This is a genomic window from Azospirillum baldaniorum (assembly GCF_003119195.2).
Lineage (GTDB): Bacteria > Pseudomonadota > Alphaproteobacteria > Azospirillales > Azospirillaceae > Azospirillum > Azospirillum baldaniorum.
In genome coordinates this window covers 267,389-289,917 of the sequence record NZ_CP022255.1, presented here as the reverse complement: position 1 = coordinate 289,917, position 22,529 = coordinate 267,389, and the positions used below count along the sequence as shown (strand labels likewise).

The window sequence follows — 22,529 nt, the reverse complement described above, 5'->3', positions numbered from 1 at the left end:
CATGGCTTGATTGATCATGGCTTGGTTGATCCGCCGGCCACGCGATCCACCGGGTGGACCGCGCGGCCATGGGCCCGAGCGGACTCTAAAGCGAACTTCCGTTCGCTTTAGAGTCTTATCGCCTCATTCGCCGGCGGGCTCCGGTCGCATGCGCGACCGGGACCGCCGTCGCGGTCCAAAGCGGATTGCAATCCGCTTTAGAGCAGGTCCTCGATCCGGATCGGCAGATGCCGGATTCTCCTCCCGGTCGCGTTGTGGACGGCGTTGACGATGGCCGCCGCCGCACCGACCATGGCCACCTCGCCAAGCCCTTTGACGCCCGACGGGTTGAGGCGGGTGTCCGGCTCGTCGATGAAATCGACGTCGATGGCGCCGATGTCGGCGTTGACCGGCAGGACATACTCGGCAAGGTCGTTGTTGAGAACGCCGCCGAACCGCGGATCGATCTCGGCGGCCTCGCGCAGGGCGGCGCCGATGCCCCAGACCACGCCGCCCCGGACCTGGCTTTCCGCCGTGCGGCGGTTCATCACCCGTCCGCAATCGGCGACGCTGACGACCCGCCGGACCCGCACGCGTCCCGTCGACGGTTCGACATGGACTTCGGCGAAATGCGCGATCCAGCTGAAGGCCAGGAAGTCGGGGTATTCGGGGCCGGTCGTCACCGGCATGCCCCGGCGCAACTGCTCGATCGCCTGCCGGTCCTTGCCGAGCGGCACGGTATCGACCGACACCTCCAGATAAGGGCGGCGGGTCCGGGCAAGCTGAACAGGGACGGGCTCGTCCGACAGCGCCGCCCCGGTCAATTGGCTCAATTCCTCGCGCAGCTTCAAGGCGGCGGCCCGCGCCGCCGGGGCCGCACTTCCCGCGCCCCAGGAACCCGCGGTGAGGTGCTGGGGGGCGTGGCCGGTGTCGCCGATCCGGATGTCGAGCTTATCGGGATCGACGCCGAGGACGTCGATCAGCTCCGCGGCGATGACGCTGCGTATCCCCTGCCCCATTTCGTGGCCGGACGTCGCGATGCGGCATTGGCCGCCGGCCGAAAGCCGCAGCGTGGTGACGGAGGGCGTCATCGCGGCCTTGTAGCTGCCGCAGGCGACACCGAGGCCGATGCGGTCGCCGTTTCCGGCGACCAGGGCGCCCGGCTGGTTCGTCCAGCGGTCCCAGCCGAACCGCGCGGCCCCGCGCCTCAGGCAGTCCGCAAGATGGCGGGACGAGAAGGGTTTGCCGGTGATCGGGTCACGCTGGGTGTCGTTGGCGAGGCGCAACGCGACGGGGTCCATACCGAGCGCCCCGGCGAGTTCGTCGAGCGCGCATTCGGTGGCGTGGCTGGCCGGATGCTCGTGCGGGGCGCGCTGGTGGCCGGGGGTCTGGGTGTCGACCCGGACGATGCGCTCGCTTCCCCGCCACGCGCCATACCCATACATGCGCGGCGGAGTGGCGCCGTGATCGCTGGCGAAGCCGTCATACCGGCTGTTCTGCTGCACCGTTTCATAAATGCCGGCGAGCAGGCGGCCGTCACCGTCGGCGGCGAGCCGGACGCGATGCCGGCTTTGCGGGCGGTAGGACGCCGTGTGGAACAGCTGGCCCCGCGGCATGACGAGCTTGACCGGGCGGCGCAGGAGCAGGGCGGCGCTCGCCACCAGCACGCTCTGTTCCTGAACGCCGTTCTTCTGGCCGAACCCTCCGCCCGTGTAGGGGCTCACGCCGCGCAGCGCCTGCGGCTCCATCCCCATCATGCCGGCCAAGCCGCCGGCGAAGGCCGCGGCGGACTGCGTTCCCTCGTAAATCCGCAGCGTGCCGTCCTCGAAGGCGGCGGTGGTCGAGATCAGCTCGATGGGGTTGTGATGCTGCTGGGGATGCCGATACTCCACATCGATGACATGGATGGCGTTGGCGAAGGCGGCCTCGGCATCACCGGACGCGAGCTGGGCGACGGCTTCCGGCTCGGGGCTCGCAAGGTCGTCGTCCATCCGCGCGCTGAAGGATTCCTCGGCGTAGCGCACCGTCACGGCTTCGACGCCTTCGACCGCCGCCTCCAGCGTCTCGGCGACCACCAGGGCGACCGGTTCGCCCCGGTGGCGGACCTGCGGGGCGGTCATGGGCTGGTAGCCCTTTCCCGGCTGCCCATAGGCGCCGTGGGCTGCGGGCGTCGTCCGGATCTGCGAGAAATCAGCATGGGTGAAGACGCGCACGACGCCCGGAACCTGCAGGGCCGTCGCCGTGTCGATGGACAGGATGCGCCCCTTGGCGATCGTCGCCGGCACGGTCATCGCGTGGAGCAGCCCGGGAAAGGGCTGGTCTGCGGCGTACAGGGCACGGCCGAGCACCTTCTCATGGGCGTCGATCCTGGGACGGTCCGCGTTGCGGTTCGGCGTCATTTGCTCTTGCTCCCGGCGGTGATGATGGCGTCGGCAAGGGTCCGCGCGCCGAGTTCGATCTTGAAGGCGTTGTGGCGGCCGGCCCGGGCCTCGGCGAACGCCGCCCTGGCGGCCTCCTGTGCCCGCTCGCGATCCAGGGTTTCACCGCGCAGGAGAGCCTCGGCGGGACGCGCGCGCCAGGGCACGGTGGCCACCCCGCCGAGCGCCACATGCGCCTGCCGCACGCGATCGCCGTCCATCTCCAGAGCCACCGCGGCGGACACCAGCGCGAAGGCGTAGGATTCGCGATCGCGCACCTTCAGATAGGTAGAAGTCCGACCGGCGGTGGTCTTCGGCACCGAAATGCCGGTGACGATCTCCTCGCGGCCGATGGTGAATTCGAGGTGAGGCGTCCGGCTGGGCGGCCGGTAGAGTTCGGCGATTGGGATCACCCGCGTTCCGTCGAGGCCCTGCAGCTCGATCGCGGCGTCCATCGCCATCAGCGCGACGGGCCAGTCCCCGGGCGACACGGCGTTGCACGCCGCGCTCGCCCCCAGCACGGCCTGGGAGCGATCCAGCCCGCCGATGGCGGCGCAGCCGGAGCCCGGCTCGCGCTTGTTGCACGGGTAGGCGCCGTTCGCGCCGTTCCGGAAATAGGGGCAGCGCGTCCGCTGCAGCAGGTTGCCGCCGACGGTCGCCATGTTGCGCAGCTGCTGGGAGGCCGCCTTCGACAGGCTCTCCGCCAGCACCGGATAATCGTCGCGCACGACCGGGTGCTCGGCGACGTCCGCCATCAGCGCAGCGCCACCGAAGAACAGCCGGTCGCCGTCGGTGTCGATGCGGTTGGCGCCATCGAGGTCGGCGATGTCGATCAGATGCGCCGGCTTCTCGATGCCGAGCTTCATCAGATCGTAGAGATTGGTGCCGCCGGCGATGTAGCGGGCGCTTTCACCGGCCGCGACGAAGGCCTCGATCGCCTCACGGGCCGTTCGGGCCCGAACGTAGGACAAGGGCTTCATGGCTCAGCTCCTCTCGATCTGGGGAACGGCCTGTTCGATCGCCGCGACGATGCCGACGTAGGCGCCGCAGCGGCAGATGTTTCCGCTCATGTATTCCTTGATCTGCTCCGGCGTCGACGCGTGCCCCTCCTTGACGCAGGCGATCGCGGCCATGATCTGGCCGGGCGTGCAGTATCCGCATTGCAGGGCGTCGTGATCGATGAAGGCCTGCTGCATGGGATGAAGACCGTTCGCCCCGGCGATGCCTTCGATGGTGGTCACGTCGCGGCCATCGGCCTTGGCGGCCATCGTCAGGCAGGAGGCGACCCGGCGGCCGTCCAGATGGACCGTGCAGGCGCCGCATTGACCGTGGTCGCAGCCCTTCTTCGCGCCGACGAGGCCCAGCCGCTCGCGCAGCAGGTCCAGCAGGGACGCCCGGGCATCGACGTCCAACGCTGTCGGGCGGCCGTTGACGCGGAAGGACAGATGGACCGTCATGCCGTTCTCCGGTGAAGGTTGCGGACCGGCGTGCTGAGCGAGCGCGGCGGTGGGCAGCATCGCGCCGGTCAACGAGACGATGGTCCCGGCCTCCAGAACCTGCCGGCGGGTGAGGTCGAAAGGTTGCCTGTCTTGCGGGTCCGGCATTGGAACTCCCTCGATGATTGCACCATGTTGGCCGCCAGCCGTGGCCGGACGGGCGCCTTGGGATCGCAGGTCATTGAGAGTGGTTCGCGATGGCCGGAAGAATAAGCCGCCTCATCCTGACCGGACTGGTAAGCTGTCCTTTGCAATCAGACGGGGCGGGCGAGGCGGGCCATGCCGACGGGTGCCCACGCGGCAATTCAGGCGGCGCCATTCAGGCGGCTCACCTCGATGGCGTCACTGGACGCGTGTCCACTCGATTTGGATGCGCGTGCCTTCCGGCCGTTGGAAATGTTCGGTCATGCGGTCCCCGACCACGATGAGTTTGAGCTGTTCCCGGGTGCGGGTGCTGCCAACCCAGTTCGGAAATGTCGCCCCCTCGACGTGATTTCCGCTGAATTCGCCTTTCTCATCAACGGTATAGGTCCCGAAGAAACCGATGCCGCGGGTCATCGCCATGCGGTTTTCGTCGTCGGTTCCTTCGCCACGGACATCCGAGGCGAAACGCGGGGTGTCGGCATCGGTCAGAACCTCCACGAAACGCATGTCCGGCGTGAAGACGAGCAGGCCGTTGGGCCTTGCTCCATAGGCCGGGATGTTTTGACCGTCCGGGTCGATCGTCGCCGACACCATCCTCCAGGTGCCCAGCACCTGGTTTTCTCCCGCCGTTTGCGCGAAGACCGGAGCGGAGGCGAGACCGATGGCGAGAGCGACGGTTGCGGATCGGATGGGCATGGTCCTGTCCTTCACGAATGATGATGTGTGCCGTCTTTGCGTGTCGCCGCCGGTCAGAGATCCGGACGGTCGGCGGAATGCGCCACATCCCGCTGCGTCTCAAGAACCGCCAAGCGGGCCGCCAGGGCTTGCGTGATCGAGGCATGGGCGGTGCTGCCGAGCGTCAGGCGGAGAGGCGGCGTCGGGCTGTCGGCCGCGGCGATGATCGCCGCCACGGTTCGCGCCGCATCCCCCTTCAGCACGAAACTGCCGTCGCCGATCGCGCGCCGCAGGGCGCCGACGGGGGTCTCCTCGTAGACCGTCATCGCGTCGGCGCGGACGAGGTTGGCCGCGAAGCCCGTGTCCGTCGGGCCGGGCTCCGCGATGATGAAGGTGATGCCGAAGGGCGCCACCTCCTGCGCGACGGCCTCAATGAACCCTTCGATGCCCCATTTGGTGGCGTGATAGAGGCTGAAGCCGGCATAGGCGATTTGCCCGCCCTCGGAGGACACCTGCACGATGCGTCCCCCTCCCTGCCGCCGAAGATGGGGCAACGCGGCGCGGATCAGGTGGATGGAGCCGGTGAGGTTGGTGGCGATCTGCCGGTCGATCTGCGTCTCCGTGAGTTCCTCGGCCGCGCCGAACAGGCCGTAGCCGGCGTTGCTGACGACCACGTCGATCCGGTCGTGCCGTTGAAAGGCGCTGCTGATGGCCGTTTCAACGCCGGCCGGGTCCGTGAGATCGAGCGGAACGACCTCAAGGCGACCACCATGCTGCCGCTGCAGGTCGGCCAGCGTTTCCGGGCGGCGCGTCGTGGCGAGCACCCGGTCGTTCCGGGCGAGCAACTGCCGCGCCATGTCAAGGCCAAGGCCCGACGACGCGCCGGTGATGAACCATGTTTTCGACATGCGGATTCCTCCTCTTCCGTTCTTCTCCCATGTGGATCGGGTCCATTGGTGCGATAAGATCGCCATGGTGAGATAGGTTGGTGAGGAATTTCGACGAATGGCGCGTCCCAGCCTGAACGATCTGGCGGCCTTTGCCGCGGTTGCCAGCCACCGCAGTTTCCGCAAGGCCGCCGATGCGATGGGCGTGTCGCGTTCGGCGCTCAGCCACGCGATCATCGGGCTGGAAGGCAAGCTGGGCATCCGCCTGTTGAACCGCACGACGCGCAGCGTGTCGCCGACCCAGGCGGGCGCCCGGTTGCTCGCGCGGCTCGATCCGCTCCTTCAGGACCTCGACCAGGCGCTCGACACGCTGTCCGAGGCGCGCGGGACGCCCAGCGGAGAACTGCGGATCAACGCGAACAAGAGCGGCGCCCGCATCCTTCTCCGGGACGTCGTTCCGAGATTTCTTGAACTGTACCCCGGGGTCGAACTCGATCTCGTCTCGGAAGGCCGGCTGGTCGACATCGTCGAACAGGGATTCGACGCCGGCGTGCGCCTTCTGGAGGCCGTCCCGCAGGACATGGTCGCGGTGAGCTTCGGCGGCGTGGTCCGCTTCATCGCGGTGGCCGCTCCATCCTATCTCCAGGGCCGCGAGCCCCCCGACACGCCCGACGATCTGCACGCCCATTCCTGCATCCGCCAGCGCCTGCCCAGCGGAAAACGCTACCGGTGGGAGTTCTCCAGACGCGGCGCCGAAGTTGCGGTCGACGTCCCGGGCACCCTCACCCTGGACGACAACGATCTCCTGGTCGAGGCCGCCGCCGCCGGACGCGGCATCGCCTATGTGCCGGAACACTTCGCGCGGTCCCGTCTGCAAGCGGGGCGGCTGGTCACCCTTCTGGAGGACTGGTGCCCACCGGTTCCCGGTCTCGCGCTCTACTACCCGCGCAATCGGCACGTGCCATCGCCGCTTCGTGCCTTCATCGACCTGCTGAAAGACACGGACCGGGAACGAGGAACGCGAGGCACCACCGCTTGACAATCGTTCGCTACCTTGCAAATATCGCAAGGTAGCGAACGAATTGTAGGGAGGGTTGGCATCATGCCGGAGCGGAGCGACGCCGGTCATCCGGCCGTGGGGGGATGGGCGAAGCGATGCTATTTCGCGGGCCGCGCCCTTATGGACGCGACCCTGCGGCCTTACGATCTGGGATCGACGCAGTGGTATGTTCTCTGGCATCTGGCCAACTTCGGCCCGACCGTCCAACGCGATCTTGGACGAGCGCTTGAACTGGAACGCGCGACGCTGAGCGGGATCGTCACCACGCTCGTCCGCAAGAATCTGGTCGAGCAGACCTCGAGCGGGGAGGACCAGCGCCAGCGTCTTCTGACGCTGACCACCGCGGGCGAGGCCCTGTGGCGCGACCTCCCCGATCTTTCCTTCATTCACGACGCAGCGTTCGGCGGCATCAACGAGGCCGATCTGGCGACGACGGTCCGTGTCCTGCAATTGGCCACCGAGCGGCTGCAAAATCTGTTGCGAAAGGAATGAGCCAATGACGGTGCTGATAACCGGAGCCACCGGCCTTGTCGGTGAACGGCTGGTCCCGCGGCTGATCGACGCCGGCTTTGCCTGCCGGGCACTGCTGCGGGCCGGAAAACCCTGCCCTGGGGGAGCAACCGCCGCGACCGGCGACCTCCTCGACCCCTCGACGCTTTCGGACGCTGTCCGGGGCGTTTCGGCGATCGTGCATCTGGCGGCGGTCTTCCGCAGCCAGGACACCGACCTCATTTGGAAAAGCAATCGCGACGGCACCCGGAATCTGATCGCTGCGGTGAAAGCGAACGCCCCGGATGCCCGCTTCATCATGGCGAGCACCAGCCATGTCTACAACATGGACAGCCCGCATCCCGGCCGCGAGGACGATGTTGTCGATCCCAAGCATCCCTATCCGGCGAGCAAGGTGGCCGCGGAAAAGGACCTGCGCGAAAGCGGGCTGAACTGGTCCGTCATCCGCTTCCCGTTCGTGTACGGCGATGGCGACGGGCATCTCGAATCGCTTCCCGACCATGTCGGCAGCTGGCATCCGGCCCAACGGATGAGCACGATCCACCACCGCGACATCGCCACCGCCGTGAAACTCGCGCTGGATGGGGTGTTCGACCGGCGCGTCGTGAATGTCACCGACGACGCCCCTCTGTCCGTCTTCGAGCTTGCGGGTGTGCTGGACACGGGAATGGCGGCGAATTCCGACCCTCTCTCTCATCCATGGTATCTCCATGTCGACGGTTCGCTGGCGCGCGCGCTCGGCTTCCGACCCACCGTGAGAAGCGTCTACCAAGCCCATCAGGAAGGGCTGATATGATACACAGCGCCGCATGGCGGCGTGCATCATCCCGCATGGCCTCCGGAAAGGCCGGCGGGAACGGCGATCTGGGAGCGATGCATGCGCCGGCGCTGGTTCTCCGGAAAAGGATCGTGGCGGAGCATCGGTGCAAGGAGTCGGGCGGCCGGGCTTGGCATTCTCGCCCCGCGTCGTGAATATCTCGAAGCCCTCCTTGCCGAGGGAAACGAGAATGCTGCGGCACTGTGGCAGGCCCCAAAGAGCGCACAACGGCGGGTGGCGGAGCCCGAAGGCCCCGGCACCCGCCGTTCCGGCCGGCTTTTGTGCCCGCTCAGCCGAACCAGCCGGCGACGTTTCCGGTCTGGCCGAGGATGGTGATGCGGTTGCCCCCGCCGACGTCGAGCGTGGTGTTGCCGCCCTCCACCCGCGCCGAGCGGATCACCGCGCCGAGGTCCATGCTGGCGTCATAGAAGGCCAAGCGGTCCACCCCCACCTGGAAGTCCATCACCACCGACCCGCCCGAGGCCCGGCCGAAGGCGAAGACGTCCGCACCGGCGCCGCCCCACAGCGTGTCCGCGCCGCCGTCGGCGAACAGCACGTCGTTGCCCGCCCCGCCGTTCAGCAGGTCGTTGCCCGCCCCGCCGAACAGCGTGTCGTTGCCCTCCTCGCCGAACAGCGTGTCGTCGCCCTCGCCGCCGCTGGCCAGGTCGTCGCCCGCGCCGAGCCCGATCAGGTCGCGCCCCGCCCCGCCCAGCGCCACGTCGTTGCCCGCCCCGCCGCTGAGCGTGTCGTCGCCGTCGTCGCCGATCAGGAAGTCGTCGCCCGCCCCGCCGAACAGCAGGTCGTTGCCCGCCCCGCCGGACAGCGTGTCGTCGCCCTCCTCGCCGGTCAGCGTGTCGTCGCCCGCCTCGCCGAACAGGATGTCCTGGCCCGTCCCGCCGAACAGCGCGTCGTCGCCGACCCCGCCGCCGATCAGGTCGTTGCCCTCGCCGCCGAACAGCCAGTCGTCGCCCTCGCCGCCCATCACCACGTCGTCGCCGTCGTCGCCGTACAGCGTGTCGTTGCCGCCGGCGCTGGCGATCGTGTCGTTGCCGCCGCCGCCGTGCAGGAGGTCGTCGCCGGCCCCCAGGTACATGTACTGCTCGTGGTCGTCGCCGTAGACGATCTGCTCGCCGTCGCCGCCGACCAGCGTGGCGTTGCCGACCACCGCCGCGAACTCCACGTTGTCGAGCTGGATGGTCACCGGACCCGCCGCCGCCGTGGTGTCGAGCACCACCGCGGTCGGCGCCGTGCTGGCGACCCCGGTGCCGCCCAGCGTGTTGCCGGTCACCCTGGTCTGCACCGCCTGGCCGGCGGCCACCCCCGGCGTGCTGAAGTCGATGGCGCGCACCAGGAGCTGGGCCTGGGCGGAGAGCACCGAGAGGAAGCCGTCGCCGCCGCCGGTCAGGTTGCCACGCGAGGCGGTGCCGGCGTCGGTGCGCGCCTCGATGGCGGCGATCAGGCCGGTCAGCCCGCTCTGCGCCTCCGCGGCGGTCTGCCGCTCGGCGCTGCCCGAGGTGGTGACGGCCACGCCGGTGGAGACGCTGACCGTCAGGGTGGTGACGGTGGACACCGCACCGGTCTGGCGGTCGACCACCTGCTCGCGCACCACCGGCACGTCGGCGAGGTCGGCGTTGGCGGTGCTGGTGTCCTCGACGCGGTTGCTGTTGCTGGCCGCGATGGTCACGGTGGTGACGCGCTTGCCGTCGCCGCCGGTGGTGATCGAGCCGTTGACGGTGGCGCCGTCCACGGTGGCCGTCGGCGGCGGGGCGACCGGGGCGGGCTTCTCCACGGTGGCGGTGAGCTTCTGCGTCGTCGCGGTGAAGGGCGGCGCGGCGTTGCCCGCCGGGTCGGTCAGGCCGAGGGTCAGGGTGAGCGTGCCGTCGCCCAGGGCGGAGAGGTCCAGCCCGGTCACCCGCATGGTCGGGCCGCTCATCACGCCGCCACCGGTGACCTGGCCGCCGCCGGCCGAGGTGATCGTCCAGGTGAAGCTGGTCCCGGCCTCGCCGCCGCTGATGGTGAAGGCGGCGCTGGACTGCTCGATGGCGTCGATGCTGTCGTCCTCGAACAGCACGCTGGCCGTCGGCGGGGTGGTGTCGACGGTCAGCGACTGCGTGCCCAGCGCCGAGGTGTTGCCGGCGGCGTCGGTGGCGGTGGCCGAGACTGGGTTGGCGCCGTTGGCGTTGAGGCTGAGCGTGCCGGTGACCGGAGTGGCGGTGGCGAGGTTGAGGCTCCAGGCGCCGCCGTTCGTGGCGGTGGTGGTGTAGGTGGCGCCGCCCACCGTGACGGTGACGGTGCTGCCGGCCTCGGCCGTGCCGGTGAGGGTGGGCGTCGTGCTGTTGGTCAGCGCCGTGGCGACGGTCGGGGCGTCGGGCAACGTGGTGTCGATGACCAACGACTGGGCGCCCGGTGCCGAGACGTTGCCCGAGGCGTCGGTGGCGGTGGCCGACACCGGGTTGGCGCCGTTCGGGTTGAGGCTGAGCGTGCCGGTCACCGGAGTGGCGGTGGCGAGGTTGAGGCTCCAGGCGCCGCCGTTCGTGGCGGTGGTGGTGTAGGTGGCGCCGCCCACCGTGACGGTGACGGTGCTGCCGGCTTCGGCCGTGCCGGTGAGGGTCGGCGTCGTGCTGTTGCTCAGCGCCGTGGCGACGGTCGGCGCATCGGGCAGCGTGGTGTCGATGGTCAGCGACTGGCTGCCGGCCGAGGAGGTGTTGCCCGCGGCGTCGGTCGCCGTAGCCGACACCGGATTGGCGCCGTTCGGGTTGAGGCTGAGCGTGCCGGTCACCGGAGTGGCGGTGGCGAGGTTGAGGCTCCAAGTCCCGTTGGTCGCGGTGGTGGTGTAGGTCGCTCCACCGATGGTGACGGTGACGGTGCTGCCGGCCTCCGCTGAGCCGGTGAGGGTCGGCGTCGTGCTGTTGCCCAGCGCGGGGCTGGTCACCGCCGGCGCGGTGGGCGCCGTCGTGTCGATGGTCAGCGACTGGGTGCCCGGCGCCGAGACGTTTCCGGCAGCGTCGGTGACCGTGGCCGTGACGGGGTTGGCGCCGTTGGCGTTCAGGTTCAGGGAGCCAGCGGTCGGCGTCGCCGTGGCGAGGTTGAGGGTCCAGGCGCCGCCGTTCGTGGCGGTGGTGGTGTAGGTGGCGCCGCCCACCGTGACGGTGACGGTGCTGCCGGCCTCGGCCGAGCCGGTGAGGGTTGGCGTGGTGCTGTTGGTCAGCGCTGCGCTGGTCACCGAGGGCGCGCTCGGCGCCGTGGTGTCGATGGTCAGCGCTTGCGTGCCGGGGGCCGAGACGTTGCCCGCCGCGTCGGTTGCCGTCGCGGAGACCGGGTTGGCGCCGTTGGCGTTGAGGCTGAGTGAGCCGGAGGTCGGCGTCGCGGTGGCGAGGTTGACGCTCCAGGTTCCGTTGGTCGCCATCGTGGTGTAGGTGGCGCCGCCCACGGTGACGGTCACCGTGCTGCCCACTTCCGCCGTGCCGGTGAGGGTTGGCGTGGTGCTGTTGCTCAGTGCCGCACTGGTCACCGCCGGGGCGTTGGGCAGCGTGGTGTCGACAGTCAGCGACTGCGTTCCGGCGGAGGAGACGTTGCCGGCGGCGTCGGTGGCCGTCGCCGTGACGGGGTTGGCGCCGTTGGCATCGAGGCTCAGCGAGCCGGCGGTCGGTGTCGCGGTGGCGAGGTTGAGGCTCCAGGCGCCGCCGTTCGTGGCGGTGGTGGTGTAGGTCGCTCCACCGATGGCGACGGTGACGGTGCTGCCGGCTTCCGCCGTGCCGCCGATCACCGGGGTGGCACTGTTGGTCAGTGCCGCCGAGGTCACCGCCGGGGCGTTTGGCGCCGTCGTGTCGATGGTCAGCGACTGGGTGCCCGGCGCCGAGACGTTTCCGGCAGCGTCGGTGGCCGTGGCCGTGACGGGGTTGGCGCCGTTGGCGTTCAGGCTCAGGGAGCCGGCGGTCGGCGTCGCCGTGGCGAGATTGAGGCTCCAGGCCCCGTTGGTCGCCGTGGTGACGTAGGTAGCCCCACCGATGGTGACGGTCACCGTGCTGCCGGCCTCCGCCGTGCCGGTGAGGGTCGGGGTGGCGTTGTTGGTCAGCGCCGCGCTGGTCACCGCCGGAGCGTCGGGCAGCGTGGTGTCGATGACCAACGACTGGGTGCCCGGCGTGGAGACGTTGCCCGCCGCATCGGTCGCCGTCGCCGTGACGGGGTTGGCGCCGTTGGCATCGAGGCTCAGCGAGCCGGTGACCGGAGTGGCGGTGGCGAGGTTGAGGCTCCAGGCCCCGTTGGTCGCCGTCGTGGTGTAGGTGGCGCCACCCACCGTGACGGTCACCGTGCTGCCGGTTTCCGCCGTGCCGGTGAGGGTCGGCGTCGTGCTGTTGCTCAGCGCCGTGGCGACGGTCGGAGCGCTCGGCGGCGTGGTGTCGATGGTCAGCGTTTGCGTACCGGGAGCCGAGGTGTTGCCCGCCGCGTCGGTCGCGGTGGCCGAGACCGGGTTGGCGCCGTTGGCATCGAGACTCAGCGAGCCGGTGACCGGAGTGGCGGTGGCGAGGTTCAGGCTCCAGGCGCCGCCGTTCGTGGCGGTGGTGGTGTAGGTCGCTCCACCCACCGTGACCGTCACCGTGCTGCCGGCCTCCGCCGTGCCGCCGATGATCGGTGTGGCGTTGTTGGTCAGCGCCGCGCTGGTCACCGCCGGGGCGTTTGGCGCCGTCGTGTCGATGACCAACGACTGGGTGCCCGGCGCCGAGACGTTTCCGGCAGCGTCGGTGACCGTGGCCGTGACGGGGTTGGCGCCGTTGGCGTTCAGGCTCAGGGAGCCGGCGGTCGGCGTCGCCGTGGCGAGATTGAGGCTCCAGGCCCCGTTGGTCGCCGTGGTGACGTAGGTAGCCCCACCGATGGTGACGGTCACCGTGCTGCCGGCCTCCGCCGTGCCGGTGAGGGTCGGGGTGGCGTTGTTGGTCAGCGCCGCGCTGGTCACCGCCGGAGCGTCGGGCAGCGTGGTGTCGATGACCAACGACTGGGTGCCCGGCGTGGAGACGTTGCCCGCCGCATCGGTCGCCGTCGCCGTGACGGGGTTGGCGCCGTTGGCATCGAGGCTCAGCGAGCCGGTGACCGGAGTGGCGGTGGCGAGGTTGAGGCTCCAGGCCCCGTTGGTCGCCGTCGTGGTGTAGGTGGCGCCACCCACCGTGACGGTCACCGTGCTGCCGGTTTCCGCCGTGCCGGTGAGGGTCGGCGTCGTGCTGTTGCTCAGCGCCGTGGCGACGGTCGGAGCGCTCGGCGGCGTGGTGTCGATGGTCAGCGTTTGCGTACCGGGAGCCGAGGTGTTGCCCGCCGCGTCGGTCGCGGTGGCCGAGACCGGGTTGGCGCCGTTGGCATCGAGACTCAGCGAGCCGGTGACCGGAGTGGCGGTGGCGAGGTTCAGGCTCCAGGCGCCGCCGTTCGTGGCGGTGGTGGTGTAGGTCGCTCCACCCACCGTGACCGTCACCGTGCTGCCGGCCTCCGCCGTGCCGCCGATGATCGGTGTGGCGTTGTTGGTCAGCGCCGCGCTGGTCACCGCCGGGGCGTTTGGCGCCGTCGTGTCGATGACCAACGACTGGGTGCCCGGCGCCGAGACGTTTCCGGCAGCGTCGGTTGCCGTCGCGGAGACCGGGTTGGCGCCGTTGGCGTTGAGGCTGAGTGAGCCGGAGGTCGGCGTCGCGGTGGCGAGGTTGACGCTCCAGGCCCCGTTGGTCGCCGTGGTGGTGTAGGTCGCCCCACCGACGGTGACGGTCACGGTGGTGCCGGCTTCCGCCGTGCCGGTGAGGATCGGGGTGGCGTTGTTGCTCAGGGTTGCGCTGGTCACCGCCGGAGCGTTGGGAGCGGTGGTGTCGATGGTCAGCGACTGCGTGCCGGCCGAGGAGACGTTGCCCGCCGCATCGGTGGCGGTGGCCGAGACGGCGTTCGTGCCGTTGGCGTTCAGGCTCAGGGAGCCGGAGGTCGGCGTCGCGGTGGCGAGGTTGACGCTCCAGGTTCCGTTGGTCGCCGTGGTGGTGTAGGTGGCGCCCCCCACCGTGACCGTCACCGTCGCCCCGGCTTCAGCCGTGCCGCTGAGGGTCGGCGTCGTGCTGTTGCTCAGCGCCGTCGTGACGGTCGGCGCGTTCGGAGCCGCGCTGTCGATGGTCACCGTCAGCGTGCTGGAGGCCGACGACGTGCCGGTGGCATCGCTCGACACGGCGGTCAGGGAATGAGCCCCATCGCCCAGCGAGGCCGTCGTGACGGTCCACAGGCCGTTGGCGTCGGCCGTCACCGTGCCCAGCGCCGTCGCGCCCTCGTACAGCACCACGGTCGTGAACGCCTTGGCCAGGCCGGTGATCGCCGGAGCCGTGACGTTGGTCAGCGTGTCCGTCGTCGAACCGCTGTTCGACGCGCTCGTCAGCGCCAGACTCGCCGGAGTCGGCGGAACGTTGCGGAACAGGGTGATGCTTGTGAAGGCGCCGACCAGGGCGTCGAGATCGCCGTCACCGTCGATGTCCACGATGCTCGGCGACCCCATCATCCCGGCATTGCTCAGCCCGAAGGGATTGGTGCCGACCAGCGTGAAGCTGGGCGCCGTCGCCGTGCCGACGTTGCGGTAGACCACCGTGTCACCGGTGATGTTGCCGATCAGGATGTCGAGGTCGCCGTCGCCGTCGAGGTCCACCATGGTCGGCGACGCCTGCCCCCCGGCATTGCCGAGCCCGAAGGGGTTGGTGCCGACCAGCGTGAAGCTGGGCGCCGTCGCCGTGCCGACGTTGCGGTAGAACAGCGTGTCGCCACCCTGGCTGCCGACCAGGATGTCGAGGGCGCCGTCGCCGTCGAGGTCCGCGATGCTCGGCGACGCGAGGGGGATGAAATTGCTGAGCCCGAAGGGGTTGGTGGCCTCCAGGGTGAAGCTGGGCGCCGTCGCCGTTCCGACGTTGCGCAGGAACAGCAGGGAGCCGGAGTTGCTTCCGACCAGCACGTCGAGGTCGCCATCGCCGTCGAGGTCCGCGAAGGCCGGGGTGGACATCGTCGCACCGCTCAGCCCGAAGGGATCAGTCGCCGCCTCCAAGGTGAAGCTGGGTGCGGTCGCGTTGCCGACGTTGCGGTAGAGCTGGAGATTGATCCCGATGTTGCCGACCAGGGCGTCGAGGTCGCCATCACCATCGATGTCGACGAAGACCGGCTTGGCTTGCGGGAAAAGACCGTTCAAGCCGAAGGGGTTGGTGGCTTCCAGGACGAAGCTGGGATCGCCCGCCACGCGGACCGCCTGACCGGTCAGCGCGCCCGCGGCGTTGCCCGCGGCGTCCGCGGTCTTCGCGCCGGAGCCCGGCGGCGTGTAGTCCACCGTGACGCTCTGGTAGACCGTCGCCCCGGCGTCGAGCGTCAGGGTGACCGTCTTGCCGCTGGTGGCGACCGCGGTGACCGTCCGCGCCACGCCGCCCACCATCACCGTGAAGGCGCCGGCCGGAGTCTGGGCGCCGTCCAGAAGCTCCGAATAGGTCAGGGTCAGCTGCGTCCCGTTCAGCGTCGCCGAGGTGAGCGTCGGTGCCTTGGTGTCGATGGTCAGCGTCAGGGCGGTCGAGGCCGACGAGGTGCCGTTGGCGTTGCTCGACGTGACGGTCAGCGAGTGCGTGCCATCGCCCAGCGAGGCGGTGGAGAGCGTCCACAGGCCGGAGGAGGCGTCGGCCGTCACCGTGCCGATGGCCGTCGCGCCGTCGTACAGCACCACCGTCGACGAGGCGACCGCGGTGCCGACGATCGCCGGCGCCGTGACGTTGGTCAGCGTGTCGGTGGTCGAGCCGCTGTTCGAACCCGCCGTCAGGGTCGGGGCCGTGGGGGTGGCGGGCGGCGGCGTGGTGTTCCGGTAAAGGACCGTCTTGCCGTCGTCCCGGCCGATCAGGGCGTCGAGGTCGCCGTCCCCGTCGATGTCCGCGAAGGTCGGCTTCGCGTTGCTGCCGACGTCGCCCAGGTTGAAGGGGTTGGTGCCCTCCAGGGTAAAGGTGGGCGCCGCCGCCGTCCCGATGTTCCGGTAGAGGACCGTGTTGCCGCTGTCGTTGCCGATCAGCGCGTCGAGGTCGCCATCCCCATCGATGTCCACGAAGATCGGCGTGGCGTTGCTTCCGGCATCGCCGAGGCCGAAGGGATTGGTGCTTTCCAGCGCGAAGGTGGGGGCCGCCGCCGTTCCGACGTTCCGATAGAAGAGCGTGTTGCCATCCGCGTTGCCGATCAGGGCGTCGAGATCGCCGTCGCCGTCGATGTCCACCAGGGACGGCGACGCGAAGCCCCCGGCATTGCTCAAGCCGAAGGGATTGGTGCCCACCAGGGTGAAGCTGGGCGCCGCCGCCGTCCCGACGTTGCGGTAGACGACGGTGTCGCCGCCCGCGTTGCCGGCCAGCAGGTCGAGGTCGCCGTCGCCGTCGATGTCCGCGAGGACCGGCTTGGCGAAGGCGGGCATGCCGCCGCCGACGGTGTTCAGGCCGAAGGGGTTGGTGCCCACCAGGGTGAAGCTCGGCGCCTCCGCCGTGCCGACGTTGCGGTAGACGACGATGTTGGCGTACCAGTCGCCGACCACCGCGTCGAGGTCGCCGTCGCCGTCGATGTCGGCGAAGACCGGGGCGGACTGGCCGACGAAGGTGCCGAGGCCGAAGGGATTGGTGGCTTCCAGGGTGAACTTGGGATCGCCGCCCACGCGGACCGGCTGGCTGTTCAGCGCGCCCGCGGCGTTGCCGGCGGCATCCACGGTCCTGGCGCCGGAGCCCGGCGGGGTGTAGCTGACCGTCGCGCCCTCATAGAGCGAGGAGGCCCCGGCATCCAGCGTCAGGGTGACCGTCCGGCCGGCGGTGGCGACCGCGGTGACCGTGCGCACCACGCCGCCCACCGTCACCGTGAAGGCGCCGGCCACCGGCGTCTGGGCGCCGTCCAACGCCTCCGAGTAGGTCAGCGTCAGCCGCGTCCCGCTCAGCACCGCCGAGGTCAGCGTCGGTGGGGTGGTGTCCGGCGTCGTGTTGGTGACCGGCCGGGCGGTGACGCTGGCGGCGTCTGTGCCGGTGGGGGACTGGACGGCGTTGGCGTCGTCGCCCGCGGTGGGGTCGGTGTAGGCGACGGTGACCGTGTCCCTGTCCGAGACCGCCTGGGCGAGCGTCAGAGTCACCGTCTTGTTCACGCTGTCCACGGCGACGCCGCTGACCGTGACCGTGGTGCCGCCGACCTTGACCTCGAAGGCGCCGGCCGCCGGCGGGTTGGCCGCGTCCAACGCGCTGTCGTAGGTGAGCACCAGCGACGTGCCGTTGACCGCGGCGCTTTGCAGGACCGGCGGAATGGCGACCGTCACCATGACGGAACTGGAAACCACCGAACTGGTGAGGTCAAGGCCGGTGGAAATCGTGTGGACGCTGATGGGGAACGCGCCGGACGTGTCCGTGCCGGAGGACGTCACGTCGAAGGTCAGCGTGTAGACTTGGCCTTGACTGATGATCCCGGTGATCATGGAAATGGGACTGACGCTTCCCGCGGGAATGAGACTGACGCTTCCCACCGACCAGCCGTTCGGTGCATCGACCCCGAACGTGACCAAGGAACCAATCAGTGTCCTCATCTGCGTGGCCGTCACGGTGAAGGACACCTGCTGCGGCGTTCCCGGCGTGAACGCGATGGCCGGATTCGTCGGTACGATCGTCAGGAAGGGGGTGTAGGTGGCCGTGTTCGCGATCGTGACCGTGGCGACCTTGTCGATCACCGTGGAGTTGCTGGAGGCCCCGCTGTCGGTGATGGAGCGCAGAACGATCGAGCGGGTCTCGCTGCTGCCGTAGTTCGTGCTGGCCGCGTCCGTGTTCTTGTAGGCGATGCCGTCGATCAGCGTGTCCATGCCGCCGTTGCTGAGCGCCATGCCGGTCAGCGTCACCGTGGCGACGCCGTTCGCCAGCGTGACCGCGTAGTTGCCGCTGGCGAAGCTGCCCGAGGTGCCGTTGCTCAGCGCGATGTCGGTGCCGCCGATGCTCAGGAACTCGGTGCTGCCGGTGCCGCCGACGTTGTGAACGGTCAGCACCATGCCGGTGAAGGTCTGACCGTTGTCCACCGTCGAGGCGGTCACCCCGTCGAACAGGTCGGTGCCGCTGCTGCCTTGGCCGGATGAGAAACCGCCGTTCTTTGCTGTCAGCGTCAGCGTCGGCGGCACGCCGTTCGGGTCGGGCGTGGTGTTGGTGACCGACCGGCCGGTGAAGCCGGCGGCGTCGAGGCCGCCGCCGAAGGACTGGATGGCGTTGACGTCGTCGCCCGCGGTGGGGTCGGCATAGGAAACGCTGACCGCGGCGCCATGGGCGACCGGCTGGGCGAGCGTCAGCGTGACCGTCTTGCTCGCGGTGTCCACGACGACGCCGCTGACGGTCACCGGGCTGCCGCCGGCCAGGACGGTGAAGCTGCCCGCAGACGGAATGTTCACGGCGTCGAGCGCCGTGTCGTAGGTCAGCACCAGCGACGTGCCGTTGACCGCGGCGCTTTGCAGGACCGGCGTCGGGGGTGCGCCGATGTTGATGACGGCGGAGATGCCGGTGAGGGTGCCGACGTTGTTGCTGCCGCCGTTGTCGGTGACGCTGGCCAGCGTGATGATGCGCTGGCCATCGGACGGCGTGCCGGCGACGTTGTTGTAGTAGAAGCCGTCCAGAAGCGACTGCATTTCGCCAGCCGACAGACGCAGGCCGCTGATCGTCACCGTCAAGGTGCTGCCGTTGAGCGTGGCGCCGCCCGTGACCCCAAAGGTGCCGCTCATCAAGCTGGCGCCGTTGGCCAAATTCATGATGGAGGACGTGCCCCCGGGGACCATGAAGATCAGATATTCCGACGCACCGTCCAGGACGCCGGTCACGGTGAAGGTCAGGCCGGTGAAGATCTGCCCCAGATCATTGGTGTTCGCCGTGACCGACGAGAACAGGTCGGCGGGGCTTGAAGAGTTGGTGAAGGTCGTCGCGTTGCCCGTCGCCGTCAGGCTGGGGGTGTTGACCGTGCGGGTGGCCGAAACCATGGTGGCGAAGCGGGTGTCGGGGAGATCCAGACCCGACAGGTTCTGCAGGACGTTGGCGGTGTCGTTGCCGGCCGGGTCGCTGTAGGTGAAGCGGACGTAATCCCCCTGAGCGAGCGGGCTCGCCGTGGTCAGGATCAGCTTGTTGCCGGAGATGACCGCCGAGAGCAGATTGACCTTCACGTCACCCGTGTTCGTGTTGCCCACGATGATGGCGTCGGTGCCAAAGTCCAGCGGAACATAGCTGTCGACGGCGCCGAAACTGGAAAGCAGCAACGGACTCTGGGCGTCCAGGGTCTGATCGAAGGTGACGATGATGACGTTTTCGCCGACATAGGCATCGATGGCCGTAACGGACGGCGCCGTGGTGCTCGGATCGGGCGAATTGTTGGTGACCGACTGGCCGGAGAGGCTGGCGGCGTCGCGCCCGCCGCTGCCGGCCTGGATGGCGTTCGCGTCATCGTCCGCGGTGGGGTCGGTGTAGGAGACGGTGACGGTGTCGCCATAGGCGACCACCTGGCCGAGCGTCAGCGTGACCGTCTTGCCGACGCCGTCCACGGCGACGCCGCTGACCGCCACCGAGGTGCCGCCGACCGTGACGGTGAAGGCTCCCAGCGCCGGCGGGTTGGCGGAATCGAGGTCCACATCGTAGGTGAGCACCAGCGAATCGCCGGTGACGGCGGCGCTTTGCAGGACCGGAACAGGGCGGGCCGCGCCCACGGTCAGGGCGGCATCGAAGCCGAGGGCGTCCAGCCCCCCGGTGGCGCTCTGGATGACGCCACTGGCGTCGTCGCCGCTGTTCGGATCAAGGTAGCGGAAGTTGATCGAGTCGCCGGCGGTGAGCGTGGCGTTGCTGAGGGTCAGCGTCAGCGTGTTGCCGGACACCGACACGGAGCTCACGTCGACCGGGCCGGTGCTTCCGTTGCTCGTGAGCACGACCTTGTTCGCACCGTAGGCCCAGGGGCCGGAGGTGCCGAGGAACAGGCTGGTCGGAATCGTGCCTGTGCTGTCGAGGGCGGTGTCGAACGTCAGCGTGATGGTGTTCTCGCCGGCATGGGCCACGGCGCTGACCAGGGCGGGCGCCGCCGGGCCCGAGACGTTCACGGTGGCGGAAACGCCGGTGAGGGCGGAGGTGTGATTGTTGCCGCCGTCGTCGGTGACGCTGGTGACGGTAATGACGCGGTTGCCGGGCGTGACGTTGCCGGAGACGAGGGTTCCGCCGGTGTAATTGATGTAGGACAGGCCGTCGATCAGCGCCTCGAGCTGGGCGTTGGTGTGGGACAGCCCGGTCAGGGTGACGGTCACCGTGGTGCCGTTGACCGCCACGTTGGCGAAGACGCCCAGCCCGGACCCGGTGATTCCCGGCAGGGGCGTCGGGCCGCCGCCGGCGATCGACAAGGCCAGGGGATTGCTGCCGATGCCGAGCAGCGCCTCGGCGTCGGACACGCCGGTGATCGTCAGGGTCAGGCCGGTGAAGACCTGCCCGGTGTCGTTGGTGTTCGCCGTCACCGTGGAGAACAGATCGACGCCCACGGGCGATCCCTGGCTGAAGGCCGGCGTGCCGCCCGTCGCCGTCAGGGTGGGCAGGGTCAGCGGCGGTGCGCCGACATTGATGGTGGCGGCGATGCCGGTCAGGCTGGCCGTGTTGTTGCTCGCCCCGTCGTCGGTGACGCCGGTGAGGGTGACGACGCGCTGGCCGTTGGACGGCGTGCCGGCGATGTTGTTGTAGGCGATGCTGTCGATGAACGACTGCATGTCGGCCGCCGAGTACTGCAGGCCGCTGATCGTCACCGTGGCGGTGCTGCCATTGAGCGTGACGCCGCCGACAGCCGACCCGACGAAGGGACCCGTCAGGGTGCCGGCGCCGGTCAGCGCGATGGTGACGGGCCCCCCCATCATCCCCGGTATGATAAAGCCCAGCATTTCCGACGCGCCGTCGACGATGCCCGTCACGGTCAGCGTCAGGCCGGTGAAGACCTGCCCTGTGTCGTTGGTGCTGGCCGTGACCGACGAGAACAGATCCACCGCGCTGGTGGTGAAGGTCGTCGTGCCGCCCGTCGCCGTCAGCGTCGGCAGGGTCGAAGCCGCCGCACCGATGTTGACGGTGCTGGAGACGCCGGAGATGCTGGCGGTGCTGTTGCTGCTGCCGTCGTCGGTGACGCTGTTGACGGTGATGACGCGCTGGCCATTGGACGGCGTGCTGGCGGTGTTGTTGTAGACGAGGTCGTCGAGGAGCCACCCCATATCGGCATCCGACGCCTCCAGGCCCGTGAGCGTCACGGTCGCCGTGCTGCCGGTGACGATGACGGTCGCGGTGACGACCGCTCCGCCTGGCATCATCGGATTCGCGATGCCTGTTCCGTTGACCAAACTGAGTTGAAGCGGATTGGTCGCGCCGGGTATGTAGAAGGTCAGGGATTCCGCAGCACCGTCCTGGACGCCCGTTACGGTCAGCGTCAGGCTGGTGAAGACCTGCCCCGTGTCGTTGGTGCTGGCCGTGACCGACGAGAACAGATCCACCTGGCTGGCGCTGAAGGTCGTCGTGCCGCCCGTCGCGGTCAACGTCGGCGCCGTGGAGGGGCGGGCCGTCGTGACGGTGACATCATACTGGAAGGTTGCGACATCGTAACCAGAGGATGAACCCTGAAGAACGCCGCTGGACTGGTCGCCGAAGGGATCCTCGTACAGGATGGTGAGGATGTCGTTGTTGGTGAACGTCTGCTGTGGGAGCGTCAGCGTCAGCGTGTTGCCGGAAACCACAGCGGACGTCAGGTTGGTCGGGATGCCGTTGATCCGCGCGCTGCCCGGGGTCAACGCGTCGGAGGCGAAGGAATTCACGTTCGGCTGGCTTCCGGTATCCAGCGCTTGATCGAACGTCAACACGACGATGTTTTCACCGAGGTAGGCGACGCCGCTCACGATGACCGGAGCGGCCATCACCCCACGATAGGAACTGAATCTCAGGGCATCCGTGGTGACAGCGCCGTGCACCCAGTCGAGGTCCCAGTCGCCGCCCCGGTCCGCGGCACCCGTGGGCGTCCGCGAGGCCGCGACGTTGGCCCCCGTCGCCTCCGCCAGCGCGGTGAGGAAGTCGGCGCCCCGGCCGACCGCCACGTTGCAGCCGTAGAGCAGGATATCGCCATCCGGGGCGAGGCTGGAGACGATGGAGGCCAGTTCCTCGACACGCTGGGCCAGGGCCGCGGTGTCGAACCGGCCGGAGCCGAGTTGGAGACCGCCTTCGAAGCCGTGGCTGAGCACATGAATGGCGTGAATGTCGCGGCGCCCGTCCAGCGTCCGCGCCATCGCCGCCATGCCGTCCGCCCGGCTGTCGATCAGGAAGACTTCGATGCCGGCCGGCATCCCGGCCTCCAGCACCCGCCAGTCGTCGAGCGCCGTGTCGATGAACGCGACCTCGCGCCTCGAAGCCTCGGGAACACCCTCGCAGCCCAGGATAGCGGGGACGGGCCGGGACGCGGTCGAATGGAGCATGACGAGCATTCCTCGAAGGGGTTAGGCGCTTTGAGACCTCCTTTCGGCCTATACACACACAAGTT

General features: G+C 69.3%; 9 protein-coding genes. 3 read left to right on the top strand and 6 right to left on the bottom strand.

Going from position 1 to position 22,529, the window contains the following annotated elements:
• Positions 1-197: 197 nt before the first annotated feature.
• The 5 genes from Sp245p_RS23605 to Sp245p_RS23585 all read right to left on the bottom strand — a co-directional run bounded on the left by Sp245p_RS23605 (position 198) and on the right by Sp245p_RS23585 (position 5,619).
• Entirely contained in the window at positions 198-2,378 is a 2,181-nt protein-coding gene (locus Sp245p_RS23605; protein ID WP_014199105.1) for a xanthine dehydrogenase family protein molybdopterin-binding subunit, read from the bottom strand.
• On the bottom strand, positions 2,375-3,376 hold the full coding sequence (locus tag Sp245p_RS23600) for an FAD binding domain-containing protein (RefSeq protein ID WP_014199106.1): 1,002 nt from the start codon (positions 3,374-3,376) through the stop codon (positions 2,375-2,377). The genes Sp245p_RS23605 and Sp245p_RS23600 overlap by 4 nt, the downstream gene beginning before the upstream one ends.
• Positions 3,377-3,379: 3 nt before the next feature.
• Positions 3,380-4,000, bottom strand: coding sequence for a (2Fe-2S)-binding protein (locus tag Sp245p_RS23595; RefSeq protein ID WP_014199107.1), 621 nt, complete (start codon positions 3,998-4,000; stop codon positions 3,380-3,382).
• Positions 4,001-4,234: 234 nt separating this feature from the next.
• Positions 4,235-4,732 (bottom strand): lipocalin-like domain-containing protein, encoded by a 498-nt coding sequence (locus tag Sp245p_RS23590; protein WP_014199109.1) that lies wholly within the window; start codon positions 4,730-4,732, stop codon positions 4,235-4,237.
• A gap of 53 nt (positions 4,733-4,785) precedes the next feature.
• Entirely contained in the window at positions 4,786-5,619 is an 834-nt protein-coding gene (locus Sp245p_RS23585; protein WP_014199111.1) for an SDR family oxidoreductase, read from the bottom strand.
• A gap of 97 nt (positions 5,620-5,716) precedes the next feature.
• Here Sp245p_RS23585 and Sp245p_RS23580 point away from each other — a divergent pair, with 97 nt between their 5' ends.
• The 3 genes from Sp245p_RS23580 to Sp245p_RS23570 all read left to right on the top strand — a co-directional run bounded on the left by Sp245p_RS23580 (position 5,717) and on the right by Sp245p_RS23570 (position 7,964).
• On the top strand, positions 5,717-6,637 hold the full coding sequence (locus Sp245p_RS23580; protein WP_014199112.1) for a LysR family transcriptional regulator: 921 nt from the start codon (positions 5,717-5,719) through the stop codon (positions 6,635-6,637).
• A 63-nt stretch (positions 6,638-6,700) separates the two neighbouring features.
• Entirely contained in the window at positions 6,701-7,150 is a 450-nt protein-coding gene (locus tag Sp245p_RS23575) for a MarR family winged helix-turn-helix transcriptional regulator (RefSeq protein WP_014199113.1), read from the top strand.
• A gap of 4 nt (positions 7,151-7,154) precedes the next feature.
• Positions 7,155-7,964 carry an NAD-dependent epimerase/dehydratase family protein gene (locus Sp245p_RS23570; RefSeq protein WP_014199114.1) on the top strand — a complete coding sequence of 270 codons (810 nt, stop codon included), beginning with the start codon at positions 7,155-7,157 and terminating at the stop codon, positions 7,962-7,964.
• Between the two features lie 310 nt (positions 7,965-8,274).
• On the opposite strand, the gene Sp245p_RS23565 is transcribed toward Sp245p_RS23570, so the two are convergent.
• Positions 8,275-22,464, bottom strand: coding sequence for an Ig-like domain-containing protein (locus Sp245p_RS23565; protein WP_165359995.1), 14,190 nt, complete (start codon positions 22,462-22,464; stop codon positions 8,275-8,277).
• Positions 22,465-22,529: the final 65 nt, after the last annotated feature.

Excerpts from the sequence above, each read along its gene's own strand:
- Sp245p_RS23605 (WP_014199105.1), bottom strand. The coding sequence starts at position 2,378 with ATGACGCCGAACCGCAACGCGGACCGTCCCAGGATCGACGCCCATGAG.
- Sp245p_RS23600 (WP_014199106.1), bottom strand. The coding sequence starts at position 3,376 with ATGAAGCCCTTGTCCTACGTTCGGGCCCGAACGGCCCGTGAGGCGATC.
- Sp245p_RS23595 (WP_014199107.1), bottom strand. The coding sequence starts at position 4,000 with ATGCCGGACCCGCAAGACAGGCAACCTTTCGACCTCACCCGCCGGCAG.
- Sp245p_RS23590 (WP_014199109.1), bottom strand. The coding sequence starts at position 4,732 with ATGCCCATCCGATCCGCAACCGTCGCTCTCGCCATCGGTCTCGCCTCC.
- Sp245p_RS23585 (WP_014199111.1), bottom strand. The coding sequence starts at position 5,619 with ATGTCGAAAACATGGTTCATCACCGGCGCGTCGTCGGGCCTTGGCCTT.
- Sp245p_RS23580 (WP_014199112.1), top strand. The coding sequence starts at position 5,717 with ATGGCGCGTCCCAGCCTGAACGATCTGGCGGCCTTTGCCGCGGTTGCC.
- Sp245p_RS23575 (WP_014199113.1), top strand. The coding sequence starts at position 6,701 with ATGCCGGAGCGGAGCGACGCCGGTCATCCGGCCGTGGGGGGATGGGCG.
- Sp245p_RS23570 (WP_014199114.1), top strand. The coding sequence starts at position 7,155 with ATGACGGTGCTGATAACCGGAGCCACCGGCCTTGTCGGTGAACGGCTG.
- Sp245p_RS23565 (WP_165359995.1), bottom strand. The coding sequence starts at position 22,464 with ATGCTCCATTCGACCGCGTCCCGGCCCGTCCCCGCTATCCTGGGCTGC.